Below are 26,334 nucleotides of genomic sequence, written 5' to 3'. Positions count from 1 at the left end.
TGAAAACGCTTTTCAGAAGTACTTCAGCCAGGTGATGTCGCGGCGGCGCGCCTTCAGGCGGGCGAACCCGCGCACCGGCAGGTAGAGCGAAACGGCCAGCAGAAGGGCGCCCAGCCACACCGAGGCGATGCTGTCGAAGCCGAAATAGTCACCCTGGTTGAGGCCGAACAGCGCCACGCTGGCCAGGTACAGCAACTTCAGTACATACAGGTGCAACAGGTAGAAGAACATCGGCGCTGCACCAAACACCGCCAGGGCGCTGATCCAGCGTGCCTGGCCGGCGCGCTCGAAGGCGCGTAGCAACAGCAGGCCGCAGCCGAGCGTAAGGGCGAGGAACAGCAGGGATGGCGGGTATTTGGTGATGTTGAAGAAGCTCATCAGGGTTTGCGTGAAGGTTGGGTAGCCACTCCACGGCGCCTCGCCATAGCCGTTGAACAGGCGCAGCACGACAAAGCCCAGCAATGCAATCAGCCCGGCCAGCAGCAAGCGATGCTGGCGTTGGCCGGCCTCGCTGCCACGGGCGAACCAGGGGCCAAGGCCGTAGCCCAGGGCGATGACGCCGATCCACGGCAGCACCGGGTAGGACGTGCGCAGGCGCAGGGTGTCGGAAAATTCCAGCCAGCCACGGTCATGCAGGATCGCCCACGGCACGTGCAAGGCCGATTCCACGCCAAAGTGCAGGCCATCCAGCAGGTTGTGGCCGGCGACGATGGCGGCACCCAGGGCAAGCAGGGCGGCGCGTGGCAGCCATACCAGCAGCGACAGGGCGATCATGCTGATGCCGATGGCCCAGATGACTTGCAGGTAGATCACGCTGGGCGGCAGCTGGAAGGTCCAGGCGAAGTTGACCAGGGTGAACTCCAGGGCTACCAGGAACAGCCCGCGCTTGAACAGGAACGCCGACACATCGCCACGGCCCTGATACTTCTCGCCGTACAGCCAGGCCGACAGGCCGGTCAGCAGGACGAACACCGGTGCGCACAGGTGGGCCAGGGTGCGGCTGACGAACAGCGACGGCTCGGTGGTGTCGATGCTCATCGGGTCGCTGACCTGGCGGTGCAGGAAGAACGTTTCGCGGACGTGGTCCAGAAGCATGAACAGGATCACCAGGCCGCGCAGGGCGTCGATGCTCTGCAGGCGTTGGGTGAGCAGGGTAGGAGTGGCACTGGCGCTTGTCATGGAGGGTCGCTGATAGGAATGAGTGTCAAGTGAAACGTTATCTTATAACTAATTGGTTATCTGTTGGTAGAGGTTTTTGTGTTGCCAGAGCGGGCCTCTTCGCGGGCACGCCCGCTCCCACAGTTCTCAATGGCTGCGATATCCCTGTGGGAGCGGGCGTGCCCGCGAAGAGGCCGGTACAGGCAGGCTCAGATCAGAAGCTGTAGTCCACCGTCGCAAAATACGACCGGGGCATCCCCATCAACCATTGCTGCCCACTGAACGCCGACTGCACATACTCACGGTCGAACAGGTTGTTCAACTGCAACCCCAGCCGCACATCCGGCAACACCTGCCAGGCAATATTGGCATCCACCACGGTGTACCCGGGCGCGCTCTGGGTATTGGCAGTATCGGCAAAACGCTCATCCACATAGCGCGCACCAATCCCGGCCTCCACCTGCTGCCCAAAGCCTTTGCTCAGCCACAGGTTGGCAGTGCGCCGTGGCACATTGGCCGTCCGATTCCCCGCGCGGTCCTGGGCCACGCCGCCGACCATTTCGTCGAAGTCGTCATACCGGGCGCGCACCAGCGATGCGTTGGCCGACACCTGCCATTGGTGCGCCAACGCCAGTTCCAGGGTCGCCTCCAGGCCGTCGGAGGTCTGCTGCCCAGCCTGCTGTTTCTCGTGGGTGAGCGGGTCGTCCACCAGCAGCTTCTTCTTGACGATGTGGTAGGCCGCCAACGTCCATTCGCCACGGCCTTCCCAGAAGCGTTGCTTCACGCCTGCCTCGGTCTGCTTCGCTTCGGTCAGGTCGTAGTGCATCTGGCTCGGGCTGAGGCTGATGAGGTTGTTCACCCCTTCCTCGCTGGTGGAGTACTGGCCGTACAGCGACAGGTCGTCGCTAAGTGCATACACCAGCCCGACGCGCCAGTTGCCCCCTTGCAGGCTGCGGTCGCTGCGGCTGCCGTCGACCAGGTTGTCGCGGTCGATGTGGTTCTGGTCGCGGCGCACGCCTGTGACCAACGACAGCTTGTCACTCAGCTGCAGGCGGTTCTCGGCGAACAAGGCGAAGGTGTGGGTGGTGGACAAGGTTTGCGGGCGCAGTGGCGAGGCACTGTGGAACCCGCCGGGTTGCGGTTGCCACGGGTCGATGTAGTCGCCGCCCACATCGTTGTAGGGTGCGTTGCTGTCGACGTTGAAACGCACCTTGTTGTACTCGGCGCCGACCACGGTCTTGCTGGCCAGGCCGAGCAGCGTGTGGTCGAAAGTGAAGGTCTGGCGGTCGCCGACCTGTTCCTGGTTGTGCTTGATTTCCAGGTAGCTGCCGCGCAGCAACTGCTGGCGCTCGGCGTCCCAGTCATAGTTCTCGGCGTTGCGCCAGTGGCGGCGGCTCTTGATGTAGTACAGCTGGTTGCTGGCGCTGAGGTGGTCGTTCAGCGTCCAGTCGGTGTTCAGCCGGGTCCACTCATCGACGTAGTGCTGCACGTCGTTGTGCACGTTGTAGTTTTTCTTGCGCAGGCTGCTGCGGTAGTGGCCGTCGATCAGCGGGGTGCCGTAGTAGTTGGCCGGGTCCGCATCGCCACGGTCGTGGGCAAGGGTGAAGCTGAGGTCGTCACTGGCATCGAAGCGCAGCGCGGCGCTCAGGGCAAGGCTGCGCGAAGGGGTGCGGTCGACCCAGCCGTTACCCGCCTGCTGGTTCAGGGTCAGGCGGTAGCTCAGGCGCTCGCTGAGGCTACCGCCGCTGTCCAGGCCCAGCTGCTGGCGGTCCCACGAGCCGTAGCCCAGGCGCAGGTGGTTACGCACTTCACCCGCTAACGGTTTTTTCGGGATTACGTTGACCACCGCACCGGTAGCGCCTTCGCCATGCAGCACCGACGCCGGGCCACGTATGACATCGATACGCTCGACCATCCACGGGTCGACCGGGAAGGTCTGGGTGCCGGCACCGGTGTACAGGCGTGCGCCGTCGAACAGCGTCATCACCGAACTGTGCCCGGCAAAACCGCGCGCAGAGAGGCCGGTGCCGCCGTCGCCCGGGGAGCCGACGAAGGTGATGCCCGGCGAGCGGGTTACTGCATCCTGCACCGTGAGGTTGTTACGTTGCTGGATTTGCTCGGCGCTGATGCTGCTGGTACTGGCTGGCGTTTCCAGGGCACTGAGGCCAAGCCGCGAGCCCGCCTGGGTTGGCGTGGCCAGGTCGATGGCGCGGCTGTCGAGGGTGTCGGTAATGGCCGTGGAGGGCAGGGCCAGGGGTTGCGGGGCCTGGTCATCGGCCAAGGCCGGCAGGGCGACGGCCAGGCAGGCCGCCAGGGGATGAAGCTTGAACATACGGGACATGTCGTTCCATTGCTGCAGGAATGAATGGATCCCGGTGGAAAACACGCAAAGGCGTACCGTACAGGCAAGCGCGAGCACGGATACCGGCCTGCGCCCGCCCACCGCGGGTTGCCAAGTGAAGCCTCAGGCCGGTCTCCGGGCTTGCGAGGGGCATGAAACCTTCACCTTCCCATGCACGTGCACAGTGGTATCTCGAAGGGTTCGCTCGCTTACCGTTGCGGGGGCAGCGCCGGACTTGTCGTGGGCAACACGACGCACCGGCTTCCCGTTTCACCTTGCGCACGGCGGCGCAGGGCACCTGAAACTGGCGCGCATCAGACCATTGAAACAGTGGGGCGTCAAATGCGCAGTAGAGCAGGCCAGGCCCTTTCGCGGGCTTGCCCGCTCCCACAGGTACTGCACAGGCTCGAAATCTGTGTTGTACCTGTGGGAGCGGGCAAGCCCGCGAAGAGGCCGAACCTGCCTTGGAGGGCTAGCGCCCGCGCCGCCGCGACACCCGCGCTTCGATATTCTTGCGCCCGATCAGCAGGGGCGGTTTCTCCACCACCGGCTCATCCGCCAGCCATTTGTACATCACCAGGCAGTCCACCAGCCCCAGGCGCGCATGGCGATACGCCTTGGGCAAGCGGCCGACCGTCTCGAAACCCAGCTTGTGCCACAGTGCCACCGCCACTTCATTGCTGGCCACCACCGAGTTGAACTGCAGGGCCAGAAAGCCCTCCTGGCGTGCCAGCTTTTGCGAGTGCTCGCACATCAGCCGCGCCACGCCTCGGCCACGTGCCTGTTCGCAGACCATGTAGCCGCAATTGCCCACGTGCGCACCAGGCCCGGCGGCATTGGCCTTGAGGTAATACGAACCCAGCAACGCGCCATCCTCTTCGGCCACCAGCGTGTGCAATGGCAGCTCCAGCCACAACTGGCGCCCTTGTTCGAAGGTCAGGGCGGGGTCGAACGCGTAGGTTTCGCGGGCCTGGACGATGCCCTGGAAAGTGGGCCAGAAGCGTTCAAAGTCTTCGGGCATCATGTGGCGGATATGGATCATGCGGGTTCCTGCAAGGGCTGGGCCGCCCAGTCTGTGGTGCACGGCGCCGTCGCGCAAGGGCGGCGACGCCGTTTGTGCTCAGCCGTTGACCTTGCCCACAGCGTCCATGGCCCGTGCCGAGTAGACCAGCGCGGCACCGGCGTTCATCGCCACGGCCACACCGAGTGCCTCGGCAATTTCCTCGCGGCTGGCGCCGTGTTTCACCGCCTGCTGCGAATGCACGGCGATGCAGCCGTCGCAGCGGGTGGTCACGGCTACGGCCAGTGAGATCAGCTCACGGGTCTTGGCGTCCAGGTGGTTGGTCTTGGCCCCTGCACCGCTGGCAGTCATGTAGCCGGCAACGGTGTCGGGGGAGAGTTGCTTGAGATCGCCGATGCCGGCCATCAACTGCTTACGGTAGGCGTCCCAGTCCATCATGCTCATCGTCTTCACCTTGGGGTGGTTGCGAGTGGAGCTATCAGGCTAGTCGAAGCACGGGAAGTGTGAGGCTTGTACTTTGGTGGGTATACGCAGGCCAATGGTACAAGGGCCTGCGTTGGGCGGTCAGATGTAGATGAACACCAGCACCAGCGCTGCAACCACCGCCCACTTTTCCAGGTAGTAGCGCATGCGGTTGCGCTTTTTCATCGCTTTGCCGCGCTCGCGGATCTTGTAGATGCGGGTGAACAGCCGGTTGATGCCGCCGGTCTTGTCGCCGGCATCGTTGGGCGCGGCAGCGGCGGCCATGACGTTGCGGCTGAACCAGCGGTTGAAGGCGGTTGCCCAGCGATACTTGAGCGGGCGCTCGACGTCACAGAACAGGATGATGCGGTTGTGTTCGGTGGTGTTGGCGGCGTAGTGGATGTAGGTTTCGTCGAAGATCACGCCCTCGCCATCGCGCCACGAATACTTCTCGCCGTCCACGTCGATGTAGCAACCGTCGTCGTTTGGCGTGTCCAGCCCAAGGTGATAGCGGTACGAACCGGCATAGGGGTCGCGGTGCCGCACCAGCTTGGCGCCCGGTGGCAGGGTGGCGAACATGGCGGCCTTGACCGTGCCGATGCCTTGCAGCAGTTCGGTGGTGCGTGGGCACAGGGCCATCGCCGACGGGTGGCTTTCGCCATACCACTTCAGGTAAAAGCGCTTCCAGCCGGTCTTGAAGAACGAGTTGAAACCGACGTCGTCGTAGTTGTCGGACTTCTTGATTTCGCCCACGTGCAGCAGTTGGCGGCCTTCCTCGCGGATTTCCTGCCAGTGGTCCTGCAGCGGCTTCAGTTCAGGGAAGGCCTCGACCGGCAGGTAAGGCTTGGCCGGGAGCCTGGAAAACAGGTACAGGAAGCTGTTGACCGGGGCCAGGAAGCTGGAGTGGTCACCCAGCTGGCGGGACAGCTTGTGACGAACCCGACCGCGTAGGTGAACATAGGCGATCGAGAGGGCGAAAATAAGTACGAGTGCAATTTTCATGGACGTTTACTTGTCGAAAAATGGCCATGCGCCATGGCATAAGCCCGCCAGCATAAACAATCATGGGGGTACTTTGTACTTATTGTTACGAAACGGTGGGGCGACATTGGTGTAATGCCCTACAGTCATGCGCAAACGTTTCATGTCAGGGAAATTGTATGGTTCAGGATACACGCCCCAGCGGTAGCCCGTTCAAACGGCTGTTCTTCGCCTTGCCGGTCAGCGATGCCCAGCAGCGTGCCCTGGCCCAGTGGCGACGGGGCCTGAACCTGCGCAGCGGCAAACCGGTGCCGGCAGCCAACTTCCATGTCACGCTGCTGTTCCTCGGCGATGTGGATGCCGCCCAGGTACCGGCCATCTGCGCGGCGGTCGACCAATTGGCACTGCCGGCCACGGCACCAAGGCTGTTGCTCGACCGTTTGCAGGTGTGGCAGCGCGCCAGCGCCCTGGTGCTGGAGGCACAGCAGGTGCCGCCGGCCCTGTTGCACCTGGTTTACGGGTTGCAGCAGGCATTGCTGCCGTTGGGGGTGGAGGCGGCCAACCGGGAATATCGGCCGCACTTGACGCTGTCCAGGGATTACCGCGGGCAACCGCCCGAGGCCACTAGCGCGCCGGACTTCTACCTCACTGCGCGCCACTTCACGCTCTACGAGTCGCGCAAGGGCGCTTACTGGCCCTTGGCGCAGTGGCCACTGGCAGACTGACCCTCAGAATGTCGGGGTGTACTTGACCGTCAGCATGAAGTTGCGTGGGTCGCCATAGTTGTTGCTGCCATTGAGCTGGTTGAAGCCGGCGACCCAGTACTTCTTGTCGAACAGGTTGTTGGCGTTGACGGCAACGTTCACTTCCGGTGTCAACTGATAGGCCAGGCGAGCGCTCCACACGGTGTAGCCAGGCACGGTGTAAGTGCGCTCGTAACCCAGCGTGTGGCTCTGGGTGGTAAAGCCGAGGCCTGTGCTCCAGCGCTGGCCGTCCAGCGGCAGGGTGTAATCGGCCCATGCGCGCAGCATGTGCTTGGGTGTCCACTGGCTGAATGTACGGCCTTTGTTATCGGGGTCATCGAGGAACTTGGTGGTGTTGTAGGTGTAGCCTGCGAACAGTTGCAGGCCACTGAGCACTTCTCCGCTGATTTCGGCTTCCACGCCCTGGCTGCGCACCTTGCCCGCTGCGGTAGAGCAATACCAGTCATCGCAGGCGAAGCCCGAGGCCACATCGGTGACGGCACGGTTTTCCTGGTCATAGCGGAACAGGGCAATCGAGGCGTTGACCCGGCCGTCGAGCAGCTCACCCTTCAGGCCGGTTTCATAGTTGCTGCCGATGACCGGTTTGAGCGGCGTGTTGCCCACCGCGCGTTCTGTTTGTGGCACGAACACATCGGTATAGCTGGCGTACCAGGCCCATTCGCGGGTCAGGTCATAGATGAAGCCGGCATAAGGGGTGACTTCGCCCGATTCGGTCATGCGGCTGGTGGGATAGCGGGTACCCGGGTCGGTCAGGCTGTTGAAATCGATCGAGTCCCAGCGGTAGTCGAACCAACTGACACGCGAACCAAGGATCAACGTCAGGTCCTGGGTAGGTTTGACGCGCCAGGCGCCGTACAGGCCTTTTTGGCGAATGTCGTAGCTGGCCCGGTTGGAGCGCGCCAGGTTGCCGTCGAACACACTGTCACGGCTGGGCTCTGGGCGGTCATGGTCGATGTCGAAGATGTTGCCGCCCGCGTCGAAATTGCGCCAGTAGGCGTCATCCGATGTCAGCTTGGCATAGTTGCCGCCCACGGTGATTTCATGGGCCAGCGGTCCGGTGTCGAAGTGGCCCACCACGTTCATGTCCAGGCCCAGCTTGGTCGAGTGAAAATCGGTAAGCCAGTCGGCGTAGGTGATGCCGCTGCCGTCTGGTTGAACCCCGACCCCGGTGCTCTGGACGCGCTGGTGAGTGGATGTGTTCACTTCATCCATGCGAACGGCTGCGGCCTTGAACGTCCAGTCATCGTTGAAGCGGTGTTCAAGGTCCAGATAGTAGGTAGTGACATCGTTTTCTGCGCGGCTCCAGCGTGCGCCGGTGTAGGTCGAACGTGGCAGGTCCACTGCCTGGCCGGTGGCATAGCGCGGGATGCCGCGCAGCATCGGCCGGGACTGCTGACGGCTGTAGCTGATACCGCCGCCTACCGTGGTTGCATCGTTCAGGTCGATGTCGAGCGCACCATACAACGAATGGTTTTTTGTCCAGACGTAGTCGATGAAGCTGTCACTCTGGTCTTCGTCAGCGACTACCCGCCCGCGCACCCGGCCATCGCTCGTCAGCGGGCCGCCAGCATCCAGTTGTAGGCCATAGTGGTCCCAAGAGCCGGCTTTGCCTGTCAGCGTAACGGTCGGCGCCGCCTGGCCACGCTTGCGCACAAGGTTGATTGCCCCGCCTGGGCTGCCTGTGCCTTGCAACAGGCCAGAGGCACCGCGCAGCACTTCTACCCGGTCGAAGAACACCAGGTCCTGGGTCGCCCAGTTGCCCAGCGAATAGTTGTTTCGCTGAATCGGCACACCGTCGTACTGCCAGTCATCAATCTGGAAACCACGCGAGGTCACCACCACGCCCGGGCCAATGCCCTGTGCGCCGACAATACCGGTGGTGTGGTTGAGCGCGTCCTGCAAGTCGGTAATGCCCTGGTCATCCAGTTGCTTGCGGGTGATGACGGTGACCGACTGCGGTATCTCCTTGAGCGTGTGTGTGCCCTTGCCCAGGGTAACGGCGCGCGCGGCATACGAGCCGGTGCCTTCACTGGTCGCACCCACATAGTTGTCGGTGATGTTGGTGCTGCCCAGCTCCATGACGTCGCTGCCCAGGTTGCCGGGAGCCACACTGAAATGGCCTTCGGCGGAAACCCGCAACTGCAAGCCGCTACCGGCCAAGGCGGCTTGCATGGCCTGCTCGGCACTCATCTGGCCGACCACGGCAGGCGCCTGCTTGCCGCGCACCAGTTCGGGCTCCAGCGCGATGATGTGGCCGCTCTGGCTGGCGATGCGGTTGAGCGTGTGGGCCAGGCTGGCGGGTGGCAGGTCGAACATCTGGGTTTGCGCCTGGGCAAGCACGTTGAAGCTGGCCAGGGCAACGACCAGCGGCAGGGCGCGGGGCAAGGGGTTGTACACGGATTACTCCCGAATGAAGTGGCTGTCAGGAGGTATGTGGGACGAACCCGAAAAACTTGCCACGATTGCGAATGATTTTGATAAATATTTTTATCAAGCGCTTTTCAGGTCGATCAGCATCAGCCACGGGCCATAGCGCTCAACGCTGATCGGCAGGGCTTCGGCCAACGCCTTCAACGCTTGATGTGGCTGGTCCAGAGGAAACACGCCTTGTACCCGCAGGTCGCGTACTGCGGGGGCTAGCCGGATGTAACCACGCTGGTAGGGGCGCAGCGCGTCGACCACTACATGCAGGGGTTGGTCGAGAACTTCCAGGCGGCCCTCCAGCCAGGCAGCTCGTTGCTGTTGCTCGCCCGTCAGCCGCTCAATGGCATGACTGCGCAGCAGGGCAGCCTGGCCTTGTTGCAGCTCGGCCCACTGCCCATCGGCGAGGCTGGCGCGGACACTGTGCTCCAGCACCACCACCCGGGTGGCGTCCTGCTCCTGGCTGACCAGAAAACGTGTCCCCAATGCCTGCACTTGCCCTTGCGCGGTGCGCACACGCAGAGGGCGGAGCGGATCGCGCGCCACCTGGATCAGCAACTCGCCGTGACGAAGTACCAGCAGCCGCTGCCCGGCATCGAACTGCACGTCGACAGCACTGGCGCTGTTCAGGCTCAGGCGGCTGCCGTCTGCCAAGGTAAAGGTGCGTCGCTCGCCACGGCCTGTGTGCAAGTCGGCCAGCCAGCCTTGGGTGGTGTCGCTGCGCCATCCACCCCACAACGCTGCGCCGAACAGCCCGAGGCTGGCCATGGCGCCCAGTACGTCACGCCGTGAGCGGGTAGGTTGCATCAGCAATCGGCGTGCCTCTGCGGCTTGGCCGGGGGCCCGCTGATCCAGCGCGTGCAACGCGGCGAACGGCTGGCCAAGGCGTTGTTCCAGGCGGCTCCAGGCCTGTTGGTGAGCAGGGTCCTGCTGCAACCACAGCCTGACCCGTTGCAGCAGCGCTGGGTCGGGCGTGGCGGACCTGAGCTCGACCATCCAGTCGATGGCCTGCTCGCTGACCCGGTCGAGGGCTGGCCTGCTCATGCCTGCACTTCGCACAGCTAGCATTGGCGCAGCGCCTGTTTCATGTAGCGGCTTACAGAACGCTCGCTGATCTGCAGCTTTGCGGCAATGTCGGCGTAGTGCATGCCATCGAGCTGGCTATACAGGAAGGTGGCTTTGACCACGGCTGGCAAGCCGTCCAGTGCCTGATCGATGGTCACCAGGGCCTCGATCAGCAGCAGTTGCTCCTCGGCCGAGGGCGCTACGGCCTCCGGCAGCCGCGCCAGGTGTTCCAGATAGGCTTGCTCCAGCTGGCGGCGGCGATAGCGGTCGAAGATCAGCCGGCGAGCGATGATGGTGAGGTAGGCGCGCGGCTGCTGAATGCTGTCTGGGTCGACACGTGCACCGAGCATCTGGCAGAACGTTTCGGCGGCGGTGTCCTCGGCGTCGGCGTGGTTGCGCAGGCGTTTGTGGATGTGCTGGAGCAACCAGCGATGGTGGTCGCTGAAGAAAAAGCCCAGTTTACGGCTCGATATGCTGTCCAACGCCTGGCTTCCGGCTGTGAGTGAGAATCGCTCTCAATGGTAGCCGGGTCGTCTGATTTCCTGCAACGGGGCCACCCAATTAAACCGGCAGGCTCTGGTACGGCAGTTCATCCCCCGGGCTGCGCTCGAACTGGCGCTTGTACTCGCGGCTGAACTGCGATGTGCTCTGGTAGCCCACCCGGTGCGCGGCCTGAGCCACCCCCAAGCCTTCGCCGATCAGCATCTGCTGCGCTTTGAGTAGCCGCAAGCGCTTCAGGTACTGCATCGGCGCCATGTCGGTGCAGCGCTTGAAGTGCTCGTGGAAGGTCGAAACGCTCATGTTGGCCCGTGCGGCCAGTGCTTCTACGCTCAGCGGCTCGGCGTAGTGCTCACGCAGGTGGGCGAGGGCGGCGCCGATACGGGCAAAGTGCCCCTGTTGCTCCACCAGTGCCAGCAACACGCCGGCCTGCGGGCCGCGTAGCGCGGTATACAGCACCTCGCGTACACGCGCCGGGCCCAGCACCTTGGCGTCCAGCGGGTGCTGCAAGCAGTGCAGCAGCCGTTCAACGCTGTCGCGCATGGGGGCATCCAGTGCTGCCGAGGTCATCGACTGCGGTGTTTGTGCCTGCACTGCAGCTTCTGGCGCCAGGTCCATGCTCTGCACCAGTTCAGCCAGCACGCCACGGTCGATGTCCACTGCCACGCCCAGCAATGGCGCGTCAGGGGTGGCGAAGGTTTCGCACATGAATGGCACCGACAAGGCCTGCACCAGGTAATGCCCGGCGCCGTACTCCAGGGTGCGCGGCCCCAGACGCGCCAGTTTGCTGCCCTGGGCCAGGATCATCAGGCTGGGCTCGTAGATCTGTGGGCTGCTGGCTACATAGTGGTCCCAGCTCAGCACCTGCACCTGAGGCAGGTGCGTGGGTACGAAGCCTGGGCGCGTGGCAAGGCTGCGGATTAGCGCGCAAAGCGGCGCATTGGCGTCGACGTGGCGGGTCAGTTGCATGGTGAACCAGGTGGCAGAGAATCAGACAGCTTAATCATCGCAGATTGGCGGCTGGGTGCCAGGCGCTGGGTGGCATGTTCGGAGAATCAGGCATGGATGCCGGAGAATCAGCCGTGGGCGTAACGCAGTTGGGCGCGCAGAATGCGCCGCCTGAATCGTTTCACTTTACAGCGAGGCCCTGCATGTACACCGCGATCGGTTACGCCGCCCAAACCCCCACCAGCCCCTTGGCCCCCATGACCTTCGAGCGCCGCAGCCCGCGCCCGGACGATGTCGCCATCGAGATCCTCTACTGCGGCGTGTGCCACTCCGACATCCACCAGGCACGCAACGAATGGGGCATTGCCGTGTATCCGCTGATGCCTGGCCACGAAATCATCGGCCGGGTCACGGCGGTGGGCGACCAGGTCACCGGGCACAAGGTCGGTGACCTGGTCGGTGTCGGCTGCATGGTCGATTCATGCCGCCACTGCGAGGCCTGCGCCAAGGACCTGGAGCAGTACTGCCTGGAAGGCCCGACCATGACCTACGCCACCCCGGACCGGGTCGACGGTAGCAACACCATGGGCGGTTACTCCAGCAGCATCGTGGTCAGCGAGCACTTCGTGCTGCGCATCCCGGCCGGCATGGACCTGCCCAGCGCCGCGCCTATCCTGTGCGCCGGCATTACCACCTATTCGCCGCTCAAGCACCACGGCGTGGGCCCGGGCCACAAGGTCGGCATCCTCGGCATGGGCGGCCTGGGCCACATGGGCATCAAGCTGGCCAAGGCCTTGGGTGCCGAAGTGACCTTGTTCACCCGCTCGCAGGCCAAGGCCGAAGAAGCCCGCCGCCAGGGGGCTGACCATGTGATCGTGTCCACCAATGCCGAACAGATGCGCGCTGCTGCCGGCCGATTCGATTTCCTGCTCGACACCATCCCGGTGCAGCACGACCTCAACCCGTACCTGGAAACGCTGAAGTTCGATGGCGTGCACATCCTGGTCGGCCTGATCGAACCGATTGATCCGCCAGTGCATGCGGCCAACCTGGTGATCAAGCGCCGGGTGCTGGCGGGGTCGTTGATCGGGGGCATTGCCGAGACCCAGGAAGTGCTGGACTTCTGTGCCGAGCACGGCATCCGTTGCGATATCGAACTGCTGGACATTCGCAATATCAACCAGGCCTATGAGCGGATGATTGCCGGAGATGTGAAGTACCGGTTCGTGATCGACATGGCCACGCTACAAGGCTGATTGGTCGGTTGCCTGCACTGGCCTCTTCGCGGGCTTGCCCGCTCCCACAGTTACTGCACCGCTTTCGAAGTTGCTGCGGTCCCTGTGGGAGCGGGCAAGCCCGCGAAGAGGCCGGTACAGACAGCAAAGTTGCTGGGCCTTTTACCAGACCATTGCCTTGTCCCACCCGCGCCAGAACAACCACCGCCGCACCTCGCCATGCGCCCCGGTGCCGATCTGCCACTCAGGCCGACCGCTCCCCAGCGTAATCACCGACACCACCCCCGCATGGCTCGCCGCCACCAGCGTGCGCCCGTCGGCGCTGATGTCCATCGCACTGATGGTCGACCCCAGGTAATGCTGCCAGTGTTCCTCGCCATCTTCGCCAAACGCCCGCAGGTAGCCGTAGGCATCCCCGACGATGTACTCGCCAGTGCGCGCCACGCCGGCGTACACCCGTGCCCCATCCTGCACCAGCGGAGTGCGCGGGTCCTGGCTGTAGTAATCGGTTCGCAGCCCCGGCAGGTCGGCCACCGTGACCGCCAACGTGGCACCGCTGTAGAAGTGGCAGGCATTGAGGATCAATTGGTCACCGGCACTGTTGAACAGCGCAAAGTGGGGGTACTCGCTGCCGGGACCGATTTCAGCCACAAGCCTGTACTGGTCGTCCAATACCAGGTGTCGGCTGCCTTGCTCACCCACCACGATCAGGCGGCCGTCCGCCGACACTGCACCATGCTCCATGCTCAGCGCCAGGCTGATGTCTTCCGGCTCGGTACCTTCGGCCAGCTCATCGAGCACCCGCGTTTGATGCGGCAGAAGGCGAATTGCGCCCTCAGCGGTCAGTACAAAAATACCCTCGGCACTGACCAGCAGCACCCGCTGGCCGTCCGGGAAGGGGATCAGCGCGGTCGGCGGGGGCGGCAGGTCGAATGGCTCGAACGGGTACCCCGCTGGCAACCCTTCCAACCCGGTGGGCCAGGCCAGGCGCTGCACCTGCGGGCCGCCCCAGCCATCGGTCACACGCAGGCCCTCGGCATTGGCCAGGGCAAAGTAGCGCCGGGCCGGGCAACGGCCAAAGTGCTCGATGCCGATGACCGGGGTTACCCCATGGTGGTCGATACGCACGACCTGGCCCTTGTCGCCGGGCATGCCGATGCGGGCCAGCAGGCTGCCATCGTCCAGCAGCAGGACTTTGCCGATTCCCTGGCCGTGGTCATCGAGCAACGGTATCAAGGGGTGATGTGCAGGTGGCCAGGCTTCGCGGAAGGCCTGGCGCTGCTGTTCGTCGGCGCCAGGGCGATTGGCTGCCTGCAGGGCTGCCAGCCAGGCGTCGAGCAGGTGCCCGGTGGCGGGTACTTGCGGCTCTTCGAGGTTGTCCCAGCCTTGCGCACGGCCCTGCGCGACATAGTCGTTGACGGCCTGGGCATAGGCGGTTACCGCCTGCCGCCACTGTTGCTGGGGGGGCTGCTTGTCCATGAGCGAATCGGGCTCCTTGTTGCACACGCGTTTCAAGCAAAGCGCGCATGGTACTCCTTCTGCCTGCCTCGCGGTTGTGAGGCTCTGGCTTGACGCGTACCATGCCGGGCATTCCTATCAATAACAAAGCGCACATCGGCAGCCCTGCAAACGGGTGGCTGGCGTGCGACCTGTTGCCTTGCCTGCGGAGAAGCAGTTTCCAGCCATGAACGGACCCATACCCACCCATGTACCACCCACCACGGGCACTGGTAGCTGGCTGAGCGTCATCGCCCTGGCCCTGGCGGCTTTTATCTTCAACACCACCGAGTTCGTTCCGGTGGCGTTATTGAGTGATATTGGCCGCAGCTTCGACATGACCACTGCCCAGGTCGGCCTGATGCTGACTATCTATGCCTGGGTAGTGGCGCTGGCTTCGCTGCCGATGATGCTGCTGACCCGCAACATCGAACGGCGGCGCCTGCTGCTGTTCGTGTTCCTGGTGTTCATTGTCAGCCACTTGCTGTCGTGGCTGTCGCAGAGCTTTGCCATGTTGCTGGTCAGCCGTATCGGCATTGCCCTGTCGCATGCGGTGTTCTGGGCGATCACCGCCTCGCTGGCGGTGCGTGTGGCGCCACCCGGGCAGCAGGCCAAGGCGTTGGGCTTGCTGGCCACCGGCACCACCCTGGCCATGGTCCTGGGCATTCCGCTGGGGCGTGTGGTGGGCGAAGCGTTGGGCTGGCGCATCACGTTCCTGAGTATTGCCGGCGTGGCGTTGGCCACCATGCTGTGCCTGATGAAGTCGCTGCCACTGCTGCCCAGCCAGAACTCCGGCTCGCTGCGTAGCCTGCCGATCCTGTTCAAGCGCCCGGCGCTGGTCATTACCTATGTGCTGGTGACGCTGGTGATTACCGCGCAGTTCACCGCCTACAGCTACATCGAGCCGTTCGCCCTGCACGTGGCGCAGATCGGCGGTGAGCGCACCACGCTGCTGCTGTTGCTGTTTGGGGGCGCCGGGGTATTCGGTTCGTTGCTGTTCAGCCGCTACAGCGACCGCTTCCCCCATGGGTTCCTGGTGGGTTCGATTGGCCTGTTGGCGCTGTGCCTGCTGTTGCTGCTGCCGCTGTCGGGCAACTTCTATGCGTTCGCGGTGCTGAGCATGTTCTGGGGCGTGGCGATTCTCAGCTTCAGCCTGTCGTTGCAGTCCAAGACCTTGAAGCTGGCATCCGATGCCACCGACGTGGCCATGGCCTTGTTCTCGGGCATCTACAACATTGGTATTGGCGGTGGTGCGCTGCTGGGCAGTATCGTCAGCAGCCAGATGAACGTGGCGGATATCGGCCTGGTGGGCGGTAGCGTGGCGGTGGTCGGGTTGCTGCTGGCGGTGGCCAGCACCCGGCGCTTCCGTGAGGCACTGGGGGGGCGGCCTCAAGGCCTCTGAATGACAGTGCCGGCCTCTTCGCGGGTAAACCCGCCCCCACAGGGCATGCATCGCTCTTGAGGGTGATGCAGTACCTGTGGGAGCGGGCTAGCCCGCGAAGAGGCCGGTATTGGCAACTCAGGATTCAAGGCTCAAGCCAGCACGGCAGCCCATGCAGACACCAGCAACACCCCCGCCAACACCTGGTTGAACACCTGCAACCGCCTCGGCGTCTGTAACCACCGGGCGCTACCCACCCCCAGCATCGCCCAAGCCGTCATGCTCGGCAGGGCAATCAGCAAGAACACCAGCGCCAGCTGCCACACCGGCAGCGTCGGTGCGGCAAACACCCCGACCACCGCCACGGCCATCAGCCACACCTTGGGGTTCACTACCTGCAACGAGGCTGCGCTGAACGCACTGAACCCTTGCGCGGTAGCCGCCTGCAGCGGTGCGGCAGCACTGCGCAACATTTTCCACGCCAGCCAGCTCAGCCACAACACCCCGGCCCAGCTCATCAACTGTTGAGCCATGGGGTGACGCAACAGCAGCTCACCCAGCCCCAGGCCCACCACCAGCACGATCCCCGCCGCCGCGCCACAGGCCGCCACGATAGGTGCCAGGCTCGCACGTAGCCCCACGCGTGCACCATGGGCCAGGACCAACAGGTTGGTCGGCCCCGGGCTGATGCTGGACACCAGGGCGAACAGAATGAAGGGTAACAACGACTGCGACATGGTTCAGGGCTCCGGGATATCGAAGCACCATGCTCGCCGCCGGCAGGCGCTCAGTCTGGAAGGTTTGAGCAGCGCTTGCGGTAGTCGGCCGGCGTCAGCTGATAGGCGCGGCGGAACCAGCGCCCCAGGTGGCTTTGATCGGCAAAGCCCAAGGCCATGGCCACTTCGGCAGGTGTCTGGCCCCGGGCGAGCAGGCGCCGGGCCCGTGCGAGGCGCAGCTGGATCAGGTAGGCATGCGGCGCCAGGCCGAACGCGGCCTTGAAGGCGCGGGTCAGGCGGAAGCGGTCGATGCCACAGGCCTGGGCCAGGTCTTCCAGGCCGATGTCGCGCTCCAGGTTGGCGTGCAGGTAGTCACGCGCCCGCTGCGCGGTCAGCGGCAGGCGCGGGTCGGGGTTGAAGCGGCGGCGCCAGTGCAGGTGGCGGGTCAGGCAGGCCAGCAGGTCGTCCATGGCCGTTTGCCGGACGATTCGCAAGTCCTGGGTGTGCACGGCCTGGAAGGCGAGGGCGGTGGCCCGCGCCAGGCGTTCGTCGTGGCACAGGGTATCGGCAAAGCTGGGCAGGCTGTCGCCCGGTGCATGTTCGAACAGTGCCCGCAGTTGGCTGTCTACCCAGGCCGGTTCCAGGTAAAGGGTGGAATAGGTGAAACCGTCCTCGGTGGGGGCGTGGCCGTTGTGAATTTCGCCAGGTTCCAGCAGGAATACGTGCCCCGGCGTGCTGCGGTGGCGTACGCGCCGGCAATCGAACTGCTGCACGCCCTGCTCGGTCACGCCAACCAGAAAGCTGTCGTGCCAGTGCGGGTCGTAGGCATGCCCGACGAAATGCGCACGGACCGACTCGATGCCGGTGTCGGCGTCTTGCTTGAGGTCGATCCAGTTGCTCATGGTGTAGGGCCGGAAACAGGAGTGTTCAGTCTACTTCAGCGGGGTATGAGCGTCTGGAACAAATGTGCAGCCAGTGTGCTACTGGCATTGTGATGTCGCCTGGCGGCCGATATATTGCGGCGCTTGTTCGGCGGGTTGCCGCATGGGGTTACTGAAAGGGGTGGGGTTGTGGAGCTGAAGGAAGAGCTGAAGCTGGAAAAATACCGGTACGTGCTGGCACAAAAGCAGGCGCTGAATGAAGCGACCTTCAAGATTGTGGCGGTGTACCAGGCGTTGGTTCTGGCGCTTGCTGCTGGCCAGTACACGGTAGTGACCGCGTATGACAAGGCGCAACTGAAGCCTGCCTGGGCGCTGCCGTCGAGCTATATGCTGCTGGGTCTGTTCATCATGGTCTCGGTGTTGATCCTCGCGTTGTTGGTGGGTGGGGTTTTGTCCTGGAAAGGCTATCGTGATGATGAGTCCGAGATAGAGCACGAGGTACTGGGTGTGCCGAAGGATGCGATCAAGTGGAGAAGTTTGCTTTGTTGGTATGAGACCTACCTTGTAGTGTTTGTTTTGGTGGTTGGTGGGTTAGGGGTTTGGGTTCATTTGAAGTATGTTTTTCCGATTTTTGCGTCCTGAAGCATCGAGCGATGCCCGGCTGGGCATCGCTATTTATATAGAACAACACAGCAGCTGTTCTTTGTCCTCAGGTTCGTTTGTAAACTGTGCACGCTCTAATTATTTCTTTCCCTTGCACAGTGCCTATTACTGCATCTTCTTCGCTGGTGGTGAACGCTTTCCAAGAAAGGTGAAGAGCCTCTTCAATAGTGTCGTGGATTGAGAAGCTAAGGCCGGGGTCTTCGGATAGAAGCTCTTCGATCCAATCTTCAGGTGCTAAGCTATCAGTGAGCAAGAGGTTGTCAAAAAGTGCAAGAGAAGAGCGAAATTCGTTGGGTAGAACTTCGTCATCTTCTTCAAATATAATTTGAAAGTCGTGGTGTATTAATTTTTCTAGTTCTTTGCAGTGCTCTGCGAGTTCGTGCTTATTGACGAGTGTGTCAGTGAGGCTGCCGATTAGGACTTTATTTTTATTGACGCCTATGCCTGCAAGTATTGCGTGGTCTTGAAGTGTAAGGTTTTTGTTGTTTGTGAGCGGTTCGATGTGCTCGGTTAGCCACCCTAAGTATTCTTTTAGTTTTAGTGCTGGTTGGGTGTCGTGGCGTGCGAGATCGCTTTGGTTGATGCAGTTAATTATTCCGGTTATTCCCTCCACGTCACCAGTATATATGCCTTTATAGGTTCCGGTGCAGCTTATGTACGCGTGCCGATGACCGCGGATAGGAAGACCAATACGCCCGATTGTTTCCCCGGCTTCATTTAATATTTTATGCAGTGGGGCGATGCTTTCTAGGCGCTTGTCGTTATTTGCGAGACGTGGTGCGATACGCTTTAAAAGTGTTAGATCGTCAATGTCAAGCCAGTCGTTAGCTCTGATTGTTTGAGTTGTTTTTTCTTCAGTAGTGGTGAATAAGTCGACGTCAAGTGCAGGGGCGAGTTGTGCGCAAAGCTCAGAGAGCGTAAGGTTTCGTGGTTTTATCCTGTTGTTCGGGTGTGATCTTAGTAGTTTGTGTAATTGATTTTGATGCAGGAGCACAGATACTTTGGTTCCGTGCCGTTTGAGTTTTTCGCTGCCGCTAGGTTCCCTAAGTGTTGGTCGAAGCTTGTAGGTGTTCGAGAAATCTAACAGCCATTGAGGAGCCTCATTGGCTTTTGCTTCGTAGCGTGATGTGGTGAGCACCACGCGTGAACCCAGCATGAAAACAGAAAAGAACCCAATGCCGAACTTGCCAACTGGCTCAAACCCGGTTGCGCCAAGGTGTTCCCACTCTCCTCGTAGCTCGCTGCTTTTCCATAGCGAGTTTCCAAAGTCAAGAAGTACCTCGGTGAGTACATAGCGGCTCATACCGATGCCGGTGTCGATTACATCAAGCCACACACCTTCATCTGTAGGCCTGAGCGCAACATCAATCCGCCCCTCCGTTGGGTATAGCCCTTCAAGGCTACGGCATGCATTCACTGCGTCCCTTGCATTCTGAATCAGCTCCCTAACCGCCAGACTTGGGTCATCCCCATAAAGCTGTGCTCCGCCGAAGCGCTCTACAATTTCGCTGATTTTGGAAATCTTTACGCTGGTGTCGACGGGGTGCCAGCCGGCGGTAGGAACGTTTCTTGAAAAGCGTTCTGTGCTGTGGATGTTGGCAACCGTTCGGACTGCGAAGGGTTGTCTTTTGTGATCGAGCAGCAGGCGTTCACAAGATTCCAGCTCTGAATCCAATAGTTTCGCCGCATCGTACGCCAGCCACCACGCTTCTTGCGTCTTCTACAGTGAAGGGCGATGATGAAAGGCATAGCTCCTTACGTGCGGGGTCAATATCACGACTCGGGTGGTTGAAGCGCGCTTGGAACTTCCAGTGATGCAGAGATATACCTACCGGCTTTTTCATTGCCTGCAGAAAACGAGGGGCCCTCCGGCCATCAATATGTGCGGCGTCAGCCGCTCGCAAAATCAATGCGAGTTTCAAGACATCGACTTTCCATGGCGCCGGGCTAAGAAAAACAATTGGCTGCACAATCCTGTCGCTTAGAACTTCAAGTTGGTGTGGGTGGTGCCAATGGCTTTCGGCAATAATGCCAATGACATCGGCGAAGTCATTGCGCAAGTCGTCGTGTTCCAGTAAGTAAAGCGGCTTGTTTTCTTCGGGTGAATACCATTGTGCGCGGGCCAGAGCCTTGGCCCGTTTAGGGTGTAAGGCGCGAAGAACCTCAAACAATACGCTCTGGTAATCCTCACTCCCTCTTTCCAGCGTTTCGGCATCGACTTCTAAGGTACTGCAGAACACTTGCCATTCAGGCAATGCCATGATTTCTGCAATACCGCCTGGGTAGGCCGCGATGCAGTGCCCGGCATCATGCAGAAGAAACGCACCGCCGAGAACAAACGCTTCTGCCGGATTGACCTCGTAATCTGGGCCAATAATTTCTGAAGCCGTCCACCAGAGCGCATCGACGTGGGTGATGTCATGAACCGTCAGGCTGCCCATATCCTTGTCTATGTGGCTGGCGAGTATCGCTACTCGGCCCGAAACGCCTCATAAGCGAAGACCAGTTTTTTGCGCTGCTCGTCAAAGCCATCTTCCTTTGGCGCAAACGCATTCTTCCAGAGTGATGACTGCTTATACGTATCCATGTGGCTGCCTGGCAAAAATCCTGAGAGCTGGTCAGTATAAGTAGGGTGATAGCCAAATGTCATCGCTCGGTATCGGTAACATTGGCCTCAGCCTGGCCATGCAGTGTTTCGAACTTCGCACGCAACCACATGTGCAACTGCGAAACGGCGGGCGTCAACTGTTTGCGATGGGGACATACCAGCGTGACAGGTGTGCTTTCCCCAGGATGCTCGGGCAACAGGACTTCCAGTTCACCCGCGCTCACATCACTACTTACATCCAGCCACGACTTGTACGCGATCCCTTCACCCAGCAGTGCCCAACGTCGAACCGCGTCGGCATCATCGCTGAACAGCGGCCCGCTGACTTTTACGATGCGATTGCCCAAACGCCACTTGTCATAGACGCGGCCCAGTTGCAGGTACAGAAGGCAAGCGTGGTGTTTCAGATCGTCCAGCGTCTGCGGCCTGCCATGCCGTGCGAGGTAGTCAGGGGAGGCCACCAGTACCCGACGATTCCAGGGCGCCAGTGGCAAGGCAATGTAATTTGCGTCTTCGTTCTGGCCATAGCGCACAGCTACGTCCACCGGGTCGCGGAACAGATCGGCTACCTGGTCGGAAAGCAAGAAGCGCAAGCTCAGGTCTGGATGTTGGCGGCGAAAGCCGCTTAACCACGGTAGCAGGATATTACGCCCCAGGTCGGAAGGGGCCGACACCTGTAGCACGCCGCGCAGGTTGCTGCATGCGCCGTGCAGGTTATCTCGCCCTTGGCGAAGGCTTTCCAGCACATTAAGTGCAGTTGGCAGGTAAAGTTCGCCTTCGGCGGTCAGGCGCAAGCTGCGGGTGGTGCGGGCAAACAGGCGCACGTCCAGGTCACGCTCCAGGCGCTTGATCGCGGCGGCTACCTGGCCAGGCAGCAGGCCTGCTTCATGGGCCGCAGCGGTAAAGCTGCCCAGCACGCTGCTGCGGGCGAACAGTTCAAGGTCGGTGATGCGCAGCATTTTCACTCCAATGATGAAAGTGTTGCTGAATCTTCCCACTTTTTCTTTTTTGCGGGAATTATAAGATGGCCGGCAAATCCCCTGTTCATTGCTGGAGTTGTTGCATGGATACCGTCTCCCTGGCCAAGCGCCGCTATACCACCAAAGCCTACGATGCCTCGCGCCGTATCCCCCAAGCCACTGTCGACGCCCTGCTGGAACAACTGCGCCACAGCCCGTCCTCGGTCAACTCCCAGCCTTGGCACTTCATTGTTGCCGACAGTGCCGAAGGCAAGGCTCGCCTGGCCAAAAGCACCACGGATGGCTACGCCTACAACACGCCGAAGCTGCTTGATGCCTCGCACGTGATCGTATTCTGCACCCGCACCGAAATGACCGAGGCGCACTTGAACGCAGTGCTCGACCAGGAAGCTGCCGATGGCCGGTTCCGTGATGAGCAGGCGCGTGCCGGGCAGAACCAGAGCCGCCGCCACTACGTCAACCTGCACCGCCATGACCACAAGGACGTGCAGCACTGGATGGAAAAGCAGACGTATCTTGCCTTGGGTACGGCGTTGCTGGGCGCAGCGGCCCATGGCCTGGATGCCACGCCGATCGAAGGCTTCGACAGCAAGGTCCTCGACGCCGAACTGGGGCTGCGTGAGCGTGGCTTTACCAGTGTGGTGATCCTCTGCCTCGGCTATCGCGCCGAAACGGACTTCAACGCCGGGCTGAACAAGTCGCGTCTGCCGGCCTCGCAGGTGTTCACGTTCCTGTGAGGTCGCCGGCTTGCACAAGCCAGTGCAAGCGGCCCTTACTGTTGAACCTCCTGCTTGAAGCGCAGCCGCCAGCCATGTAACAGCGGCTCGGTATAGCCACTTGGCTGCTCGCGGCCCTTGAACACCAGCTCACGGGCCGCACGGAACGCATGCGATGCCTCGAAGCCGGCCGCCATCGGCCGATACGCAGGATCCCCGGCGTTCTGCTGGTCCACCACCGCCGCCATTCGCTGCAACGTCGCCTCGACCTGCCCGGCATTCACCACACCATGGTGCAGCCAGTTGGCGATGTGCTGGGCCGAGATTCGCAGGGTGGCGCGGTCCTCCATCAGGCCGACATCGTGGATGTCCGGCACCTTGGAGCAGCCCACGCCTTGCTCGACCCAGCGCACCACGTAACCGAGGATGCCCTGGCAATTGTTGTCCAGCTCGGCCTGTATGTCGTCGGCGCTCCAGGGCCGCTGCGCGCTGACCGGCACGCTGAGCAGGTCGTGCAGCAACGCCTGGCGCTGGGCATGCAGGTCGACCTGTTCCAGCGCCTGCTGCACGGCTGCCACGTCCACCTGGTGGTAATGCAGCGCATGCAGCGTTGCGGCAGTGGGCGAGGGCACCCAGGCGGTGTTGGCACCGGCCTTGGGTTGAGCAACTTTCTGTTCGAGCATGGCTGCCATCAGGTCGGGCATGGCCCACATGCCCTTGCCGATCTGCGCCTTGCCACGCAAGCCGCAGGCCAGCCCCACTAGCACGTTGCTGCGTTCGTAGGCCTGGATCCACGCACTGCCTTTCATGTCGCCCTTGCGCAGCATGGCGCCGGCCTCCATGGCGGTGTGCATTTCGTCACCGGTGCGGTCGAGGAAACCGGTGTTGATGAACACCACCCTTGATGCTGCGCTGGCGATACAGGCCTGGAGGTTGACGCTGGTGCGCCGCTCCTCGTCCATGATGCCCATCTTCAGGGTATGCGCAGGCAGGCCGAGCAAGGCTTCGACGCGGCCGAACAGCTGGTCGGCGAAGGCCACTTCGGCCGGCCCGTGCATCTTCGGCTTGACGATGTACAGGCTACCCTCGCGGGAGTTGCCGCGGCGTTTGAGGTCGTGCAGGCCGATCAGGCTGGTGACTACTGCATCAAGGATACCTTCGGGGATTTCCCGGCCATCGCGGTCGTGGATGGCGGGGTTGGTCATCAGGTGGCCGACGTTGCGGATGAACAGCAGCGAGCGGCCTGGCAGGGTCAAGGGCTGGCCGCCTGCGCCGAGGTAGTGGCGGTCTGCGGCCAGGGTGCGGCTGAAGGTTCTACCGCCTTTGCTGACCTGTTCGCTAAGGTCACCCTTCATCAGCCCCAACCAGTTGCGGTAGACGTTGACCTTGTCGCTGGCGTCCACGGCGGCTACCGAGTCTTCGCAGTCGATGATGGTGGTCAGTGCGGCTTCCAGGAGAATGTCCTTGACCCCGGCCAGGTCTTGCTGGCCGATCGGGCTGGCCGGGTCGATCTGGATTTCGAAATGCAGGTGATGATGCTCAAGCAGGATCGCGGTTGGCGTGCCAGCGTCGCCCTGGTAGCCACGTAATTGCCCGGGGTTCTGCAACCCGACCTGGCTGCCATCGGCAAGGGTGACCTGAAGTGTGCCCTGCTTGATCGCGTAGGCCCTGGCGTCGCGGTGTGAGGCACCGTCGAGGGGCGTGCTGGCGTCGAGGAACTGGCGGCCAAAGGCAATGACCTTGGCACCGCGCACCGGGTTGTAGCCCTGGCCGCGCTCGGCACCGGCAGTTTCGGCGATGGCATCGGTGCCGTACAACGCGTCGTACAGTGAACCCCAGCGGGCATTGGCGGCGTTGAGTGCGTACCGGGCGTTGCTTAACGGTACGACCAGTTGCGGGCCTGCCTGGACGGCGATTTCGCGGTCGACGTTACGGGTGCTGATTTGCACGTTTGCGGGGGTGTCGACCAGGTAGCCGATGCCTTGCAGGAAGTGCTGGTAGGCGGCCATGTCGTGGATCGGGCCGGGGTGCTGGCGGTGCCAGCTGTCCAGCTCGGTCTGCAGGCGCTCGCGTTCGGCGAGCAGGGCGCGGTTTTGCGGGGCGAGGTCGTGGACCAAGGTGCTGAAACCTTGCCAGAAGGGGGTGGCTTCGATGCCGGTGCCGGGGAGGACATCGTCTTCGATGAAGCGCTGGAGAATGGGGGCGATCTGAAGTTCGTTGGTCATTGTCTGTTTGCTCGATTTTCTGTCTTCGGGAATTCAGTCGCCTGTGTTGGCCTCTTCGCGGGCTTGCCCGCTCCCACAGGTACTGCGTGGGATTCGGAACCTGTGGGAGCGGGCAAGCCCGCGAAGAAGCCAACACAGGATTTACAGGGCTGCCGCCCCGGCCTTGGCCACTTGGGCATCCTGTTCGGATTTGACCCCGGACACGCCAATGGCGCCCACCACCTGGCCTTCTACCCGCAGGGGTACACCGCCCTCCAGGCTGGTCAGCAGCGGAGCGGTAACGAATGCAGTGCGGCCACCATTGACCATCTCTTCGTAATCCCGTGTTTCCTTGCGGCCTAGCGCAGAGGTGCGCGCTTTTTCCACGGCAATGTAAGCACTGGCCGGCGCACAGCCATCCATGCGTTCCAGGGCCAAGGGGTGGCCGCCGTCGTCGACCACGGCGATGGTCACGTTCCATTGCCGGGCCAGGGCTTCCTGGCGGGCGGCGGCCAATACGCGGGCGACTTCGGCCTGGCCGATCACGAACTTGCTAAGCATGGGTGTTCTCCGGGTTCAGGGCTGCTTCGACAATTTCTATCCAGTGCCGTACCGGCGTGCGTCCGGCCCCGTCGAGGTGGGCCTGGCAGCCGATGTTGGCGGTGGCGATGACGTGCGGTTTTCCGCTTTCCAGTGCGTTCAGGCGGTTGTCACGCAGTTGCAGCGACAGTTCAGGCTGGGTCAGCGAATAAGTGCCCGCCGAGCCGCAGCACAGGTGGCCATCCGGCACCGAAGTCAGGGTAAAGCCCAGGCGCGTCAGCAGCGCTTCCACGGCGCCGCCCAGCTTCAGGGCATGTTGCAGTGTGCACGGGCAATGGAAGGCCAGGCGTTGTTCGGCGCACAGGCCCAGTTGCTCGACGGGCTCATCGCGCAGTACTTCTACCAGATCGCGGGACAGGGCGCTGACCCGTGCGGCCTTGGCTGCGTACAGCGGATCTTTTTCCAGCAGGTGGCCGTAATCCTTCACGAACGCGCCACAGCCGCTGGCCGTTTGCACGAGCGCCTCGGCACCTGCCTCGATGGCCGGCCACCAGGCGTCGATGTTGCGCCGGGCACGTTGCAGGCCTTGTTCCTGGGCATTGAGGTGGTAGTCCACCGCGCCACAGCAGCCGGCCTGATGGACCGGTTCGACGCTGATGCCCAGGCGGTCAAGCAGGCGCGCAGCGGCGGCATTGGTATTGGGTGAAAGGGCCGGCTGCACGCAGCCTTCCAGCATCAGTACCCGACGTGCATGGCGGGGCGCCGGACGCTGGCCGGGCGCGTTCACCCGCGCCGGCAGCTTGCGTTTGAGCGTGGCCGGCAGCAGCGGGCGCAGGGCCTGGCCGCTGCGGGTCAGGGCCTTGAACAGCGCCGGGCGCGGCACCACGGCGCGCAGCCCTTGGCGCAGCAGGCGCTGGCCGAGCGGGCGCGGCACCTGCTGTTCAACCACGGCGCGGCCGATGTCCAGCAGGTCGTGGTACTTCACCCCGGAAGGGCAGGTGGTTTCGCAGTTGCGGCAGGTCAGGCAGCGGTCCAGGTGCAGTTGGGTGCTGGCGGTGACGGGTTCGCCTTCGAGCAGTTGCTTGATCAGGTAGATGCGCCCCCGCGGGCCGTCCAGTTCGTCACCCAGCAACTGGTAGGTGGGGCAGGTGGCGGTGCAGAAGCCACAGTGCACGCAGGACCGCAGGATACTTTCGGCTTCGTCGGCGCGGGGCAGGCGCCTGGAGGTTTCGCTCAGGGTGGTTTGCATGGTCT

The 26,334-nt window shown here is 62.4% G+C and carries 23 protein-coding genes and 1 riboswitch; of the genes, 5 read left to right on the top strand and 18 right to left on the bottom strand.

Going from position 1 to position 26,334, the window contains the following annotated elements; translation table 11 throughout:
* Positions 1-12: 12 nt before the first annotated feature.
* The 5 genes from ACFY9W_RS11590 to lpxO form a co-directional block, all read right to left on the bottom strand.
* Entirely contained in the window at positions 13-1,179 is a 1,167-nt protein-coding gene (locus ACFY9W_RS11590; protein ID WP_391129965.1) for a heparan-alpha-glucosaminide N-acetyltransferase domain-containing protein, read from the bottom strand.
* 193 nt (positions 1,180-1,372) lie between these two features.
* Positions 1,373-3,499 (bottom strand): TonB-dependent siderophore receptor, encoded by a 2,127-nt coding sequence (locus ACFY9W_RS11585; protein WP_391129962.1) that lies wholly within the window; start codon positions 3,497-3,499, stop codon positions 1,373-1,375.
* Between the two features lie 108 nt (positions 3,500-3,607).
* Positions 3,608-3,816, bottom strand: a riboswitch (cobalamin riboswitch).
* A gap of 155 nt (positions 3,817-3,971) precedes the next feature.
* Complete coding sequence (locus ACFY9W_RS11580) at positions 3,972-4,541, bottom strand: GNAT family N-acetyltransferase (RefSeq protein WP_391129959.1); 570 nt, start codon at positions 4,539-4,541, stop codon at positions 3,972-3,974.
* Between the two features lie 78 nt (positions 4,542-4,619).
* A complete protein-coding gene (locus ACFY9W_RS11575) occupies positions 4,620-4,964 on the bottom strand; it encodes a carboxymuconolactone decarboxylase family protein (protein WP_391129956.1) in 345 nt (114 codons plus the stop codon).
* A gap of 120 nt (positions 4,965-5,084) precedes the next feature.
* Positions 5,085-5,984: a lipid A hydroxylase LpxO gene (gene lpxO, locus ACFY9W_RS11570; RefSeq protein WP_391129953.1), complete on the bottom strand. Its 900-nt coding sequence runs from the start codon at positions 5,982-5,984 to the stop codon at positions 5,085-5,087.
* Between the two features lie 158 nt (positions 5,985-6,142).
* Here lpxO and thpR point away from each other — a divergent pair, with 158 nt between their 5' ends.
* Positions 6,143-6,688, top strand: coding sequence for an RNA 2',3'-cyclic phosphodiesterase (gene thpR, locus ACFY9W_RS11565; protein ID WP_391129950.1), 546 nt, complete (start codon positions 6,143-6,145; stop codon positions 6,686-6,688).
* A 3-nt stretch (positions 6,689-6,691) separates the two neighbouring features.
* Here thpR and ACFY9W_RS11560 read toward each other — a convergent pair whose 3' ends face one another.
* The 4 genes from ACFY9W_RS11560 to ACFY9W_RS11545 form a co-directional block, all read right to left on the bottom strand.
* Complete coding sequence (locus tag ACFY9W_RS11560) at positions 6,692-9,124, bottom strand: TonB-dependent siderophore receptor (protein WP_391129947.1); 2,433 nt, start codon at positions 9,122-9,124, stop codon at positions 6,692-6,694.
* A gap of 93 nt (positions 9,125-9,217) precedes the next feature.
* On the bottom strand, positions 9,218-10,192 hold the full coding sequence (locus tag ACFY9W_RS11555) for a FecR domain-containing protein (RefSeq protein WP_391129944.1): 975 nt from the start codon (positions 10,190-10,192) through the stop codon (positions 9,218-9,220).
* A 17-nt stretch (positions 10,193-10,209) separates the two neighbouring features.
* The gene (locus tag ACFY9W_RS11550) at positions 10,210-10,695 is read right to left on the bottom strand and encodes a sigma-70 family RNA polymerase sigma factor (RefSeq protein ID WP_391129941.1); all 486 of its coding nucleotides are present in this window, start codon (positions 10,693-10,695) and stop codon (positions 10,210-10,212) included.
* A 79-nt stretch (positions 10,696-10,774) separates the two neighbouring features.
* The gene (locus tag ACFY9W_RS11545) at positions 10,775-11,680 is read right to left on the bottom strand and encodes an AraC family transcriptional regulator N-terminal domain-containing protein (RefSeq protein ID WP_391129938.1); all 906 of its coding nucleotides are present in this window, start codon (positions 11,678-11,680) and stop codon (positions 10,775-10,777) included.
* A 182-nt stretch (positions 11,681-11,862) separates the two neighbouring features.
* Between ACFY9W_RS11545 and calA the strand changes: the two genes are divergently transcribed.
* Positions 11,863-12,915, top strand: a complete 1,053-nt coding sequence (gene calA, locus ACFY9W_RS11540) for a vanillin reductase (RefSeq protein WP_391129934.1) — start codon at positions 11,863-11,865, stop codon at positions 12,913-12,915.
* 141 nt (positions 12,916-13,056) lie between these two features.
* Here calA and ACFY9W_RS11535 read toward each other — a convergent pair whose 3' ends face one another.
* Positions 13,057-14,373, bottom strand: coding sequence for a hypothetical protein (locus tag ACFY9W_RS11535; RefSeq protein WP_391129931.1), 1,317 nt, complete (start codon positions 14,371-14,373; stop codon positions 13,057-13,059).
* Positions 14,374-14,578: 205 nt separating this feature from the next.
* Here ACFY9W_RS11535 and ACFY9W_RS11530 point away from each other — a divergent pair, with 205 nt between their 5' ends.
* Complete coding sequence (locus tag ACFY9W_RS11530) at positions 14,579-15,793, top strand: sugar transporter (protein WP_391129928.1); 1,215 nt, start codon at positions 14,579-14,581, stop codon at positions 15,791-15,793.
* Positions 15,794-15,924: 131 nt separating this feature from the next.
* On the opposite strand, the gene ACFY9W_RS11525 is transcribed toward ACFY9W_RS11530, so the two are convergent.
* Positions 15,925-16,509, bottom strand: coding sequence for a LysE family transporter (locus ACFY9W_RS11525; protein ID WP_391129925.1), 585 nt, complete (start codon positions 16,507-16,509; stop codon positions 15,925-15,927).
* Positions 16,510-16,559: 50 nt separating this feature from the next.
* Complete coding sequence (locus ACFY9W_RS11520) at positions 16,560-17,390, bottom strand: AraC family ligand binding domain-containing protein (protein WP_391129922.1); 831 nt, start codon at positions 17,388-17,390, stop codon at positions 16,560-16,562.
* A 168-nt stretch (positions 17,391-17,558) separates the two neighbouring features.
* On the opposite strand from ACFY9W_RS11520, the gene ACFY9W_RS11515 reads away from it, so the two are divergent.
* The gene (locus ACFY9W_RS11515; RefSeq protein WP_391129920.1) at positions 17,559-18,011 is read left to right on the top strand and encodes a hypothetical protein; all 453 of its coding nucleotides are present in this window, start codon (positions 17,559-17,561) and stop codon (positions 18,009-18,011) included.
* Positions 18,012-18,078: 67 nt separating this feature from the next.
* On the opposite strand, the gene ACFY9W_RS11510 is transcribed toward ACFY9W_RS11515, so the two are convergent.
* The 3 genes from ACFY9W_RS11510 to ACFY9W_RS11500 form a co-directional block, all read right to left on the bottom strand.
* Complete coding sequence (locus tag ACFY9W_RS11510; RefSeq protein ID WP_391129917.1) at positions 18,079-19,707, bottom strand: ATP-binding protein; 1,629 nt, start codon at positions 19,705-19,707, stop codon at positions 18,079-18,081.
* Positions 19,682-20,473, bottom strand: coding sequence for a hypothetical protein (locus ACFY9W_RS11505; RefSeq protein WP_391129914.1), 792 nt, complete (start codon positions 20,471-20,473; stop codon positions 19,682-19,684). The genes ACFY9W_RS11510 and ACFY9W_RS11505 overlap by 26 nt, the downstream gene beginning before the upstream one ends.
* Before the next feature lie 205 nt (positions 20,474-20,678).
* Positions 20,679-21,599: a LysR substrate-binding domain-containing protein gene (locus ACFY9W_RS11500; RefSeq protein ID WP_391129911.1), complete on the bottom strand. Its 921-nt coding sequence runs from the start codon at positions 21,597-21,599 to the stop codon at positions 20,679-20,681.
* Between the two features lie 104 nt (positions 21,600-21,703).
* On the opposite strand from ACFY9W_RS11500, the gene nfsB reads away from it, so the two are divergent.
* On the top strand, positions 21,704-22,357 hold the full coding sequence (nfsB, locus tag ACFY9W_RS11495) for an oxygen-insensitive NAD(P)H nitroreductase (protein WP_391129908.1): 654 nt from the start codon (positions 21,704-21,706) through the stop codon (positions 22,355-22,357).
* A 35-nt stretch (positions 22,358-22,392) separates the two neighbouring features.
* On the opposite strand, the gene ACFY9W_RS11490 is transcribed toward nfsB, so the two are convergent.
* From ACFY9W_RS11490 to glcF, 3 genes are all read right to left on the bottom strand, one after another.
* Positions 22,393-24,561 (bottom strand): malate synthase G, encoded by a 2,169-nt coding sequence (locus ACFY9W_RS11490; RefSeq protein WP_391129905.1) that lies wholly within the window; start codon positions 24,559-24,561, stop codon positions 22,393-22,395.
* A 141-nt stretch (positions 24,562-24,702) separates the two neighbouring features.
* Complete coding sequence (locus tag ACFY9W_RS11485) at positions 24,703-25,101, bottom strand: heme-binding protein (RefSeq protein ID WP_391129902.1); 399 nt, start codon at positions 25,099-25,101, stop codon at positions 24,703-24,705.
* Positions 25,094-26,329: a glycolate oxidase subunit GlcF gene (gene glcF / locus ACFY9W_RS11480; protein ID WP_391129900.1), complete on the bottom strand. Its 1,236-nt coding sequence runs from the start codon at positions 26,327-26,329 to the stop codon at positions 25,094-25,096. Before glcF ends, ACFY9W_RS11485 begins: the two co-directional genes overlap by 8 nt.
* Between the last annotated feature and the right edge of the window lie 5 nt (positions 26,330-26,334).

Origin of the sequence: Pseudomonas sp. NPDC008258, from assembly GCF_042956345.1 — a bacterium.
In the GTDB taxonomy this organism is placed as follows: domain Bacteria; phylum Pseudomonadota; class Gammaproteobacteria; order Pseudomonadales; family Pseudomonadaceae; genus Aquipseudomonas.
This window is presented reverse-complemented; position numbering and strand designations above follow the sequence as displayed.

Excerpts from the sequence above, each read along its gene's own strand:
- thpR (WP_391129950.1), top strand. The coding sequence starts at position 6,143 with ATGGTTCAGGATACACGCCCCAGCGGTAGCCCGTTCAAACGGCTGTTC.
- lpxO (WP_391129953.1), bottom strand. The coding sequence starts at position 5,984 with ATGAAAATTGCACTCGTACTTATTTTCGCCCTCTCGATCGCCTATGTT.
- ACFY9W_RS11575 (WP_391129956.1), bottom strand. The coding sequence starts at position 4,964 with ATGAGCATGATGGACTGGGACGCCTACCGTAAGCAGTTGATGGCCGGC.
- ACFY9W_RS11555 (WP_391129944.1), bottom strand. The coding sequence starts at position 10,192 with ATGAGCAGGCCAGCCCTCGACCGGGTCAGCGAGCAGGCCATCGACTGG.
- ACFY9W_RS11525 (WP_391129925.1), bottom strand. The coding sequence starts at position 16,509 with ATGTCGCAGTCGTTGTTACCCTTCATTCTGTTCGCCCTGGTGTCCAGC.
- glcF (WP_391129900.1), bottom strand. The coding sequence starts at position 26,329 with ATGCAAACCACCCTGAGCGAAACCTCCAGGCGCCTGCCCCGCGCCGAC.
- ACFY9W_RS11545 (WP_391129938.1), bottom strand. The coding sequence starts at position 11,680 with ATGCAACTGACCCGCCACGTCGACGCCAATGCGCCGCTTTGCGCGCTA.
- nfsB (WP_391129908.1), top strand. The coding sequence starts at position 21,704 with ATGGATACCGTCTCCCTGGCCAAGCGCCGCTATACCACCAAAGCCTAC.
- ACFY9W_RS11580 (WP_391129959.1), bottom strand. The coding sequence starts at position 4,541 with ATGATCCATATCCGCCACATGATGCCCGAAGACTTTGAACGCTTCTGG.
- ACFY9W_RS11485 (WP_391129902.1), bottom strand. The coding sequence starts at position 25,101 with ATGCTTAGCAAGTTCGTGATCGGCCAGGCCGAAGTCGCCCGCGTATTG.
- ACFY9W_RS11590 (WP_391129965.1), bottom strand. The coding sequence starts at position 1,179 with ATGACAAGCGCCAGTGCCACTCCTACCCTGCTCACCCAACGCCTGCAG.
- ACFY9W_RS11500 (WP_391129911.1), bottom strand. The coding sequence starts at position 21,599 with ATGCTGCGCATCACCGACCTTGAACTGTTCGCCCGCAGCAGCGTGCTG.
- calA (WP_391129934.1), top strand. The coding sequence starts at position 11,863 with ATGTACACCGCGATCGGTTACGCCGCCCAAACCCCCACCAGCCCCTTG.
- ACFY9W_RS11535 (WP_391129931.1), bottom strand. The coding sequence starts at position 14,373 with ATGGACAAGCAGCCCCCCCAGCAACAGTGGCGGCAGGCGGTAACCGCC.
- ACFY9W_RS11585 (WP_391129962.1), bottom strand. The coding sequence starts at position 3,499 with ATGTCCCGTATGTTCAAGCTTCATCCCCTGGCGGCCTGCCTGGCCGTC.
- ACFY9W_RS11520 (WP_391129922.1), bottom strand. The coding sequence starts at position 17,390 with ATGAGCAACTGGATCGACCTCAAGCAAGACGCCGACACCGGCATCGAG.
- ACFY9W_RS11530 (WP_391129928.1), top strand. The coding sequence starts at position 14,579 with ATGAACGGACCCATACCCACCCATGTACCACCCACCACGGGCACTGGT.
- ACFY9W_RS11505 (WP_391129914.1), bottom strand. The coding sequence starts at position 20,473 with ATGGGCAGCCTGACGGTTCATGACATCACCCACGTCGATGCGCTCTGG.
- ACFY9W_RS11490 (WP_391129905.1), bottom strand. The coding sequence starts at position 24,561 with ATGACCAACGAACTTCAGATCGCCCCCATTCTCCAGCGCTTCATCGAA.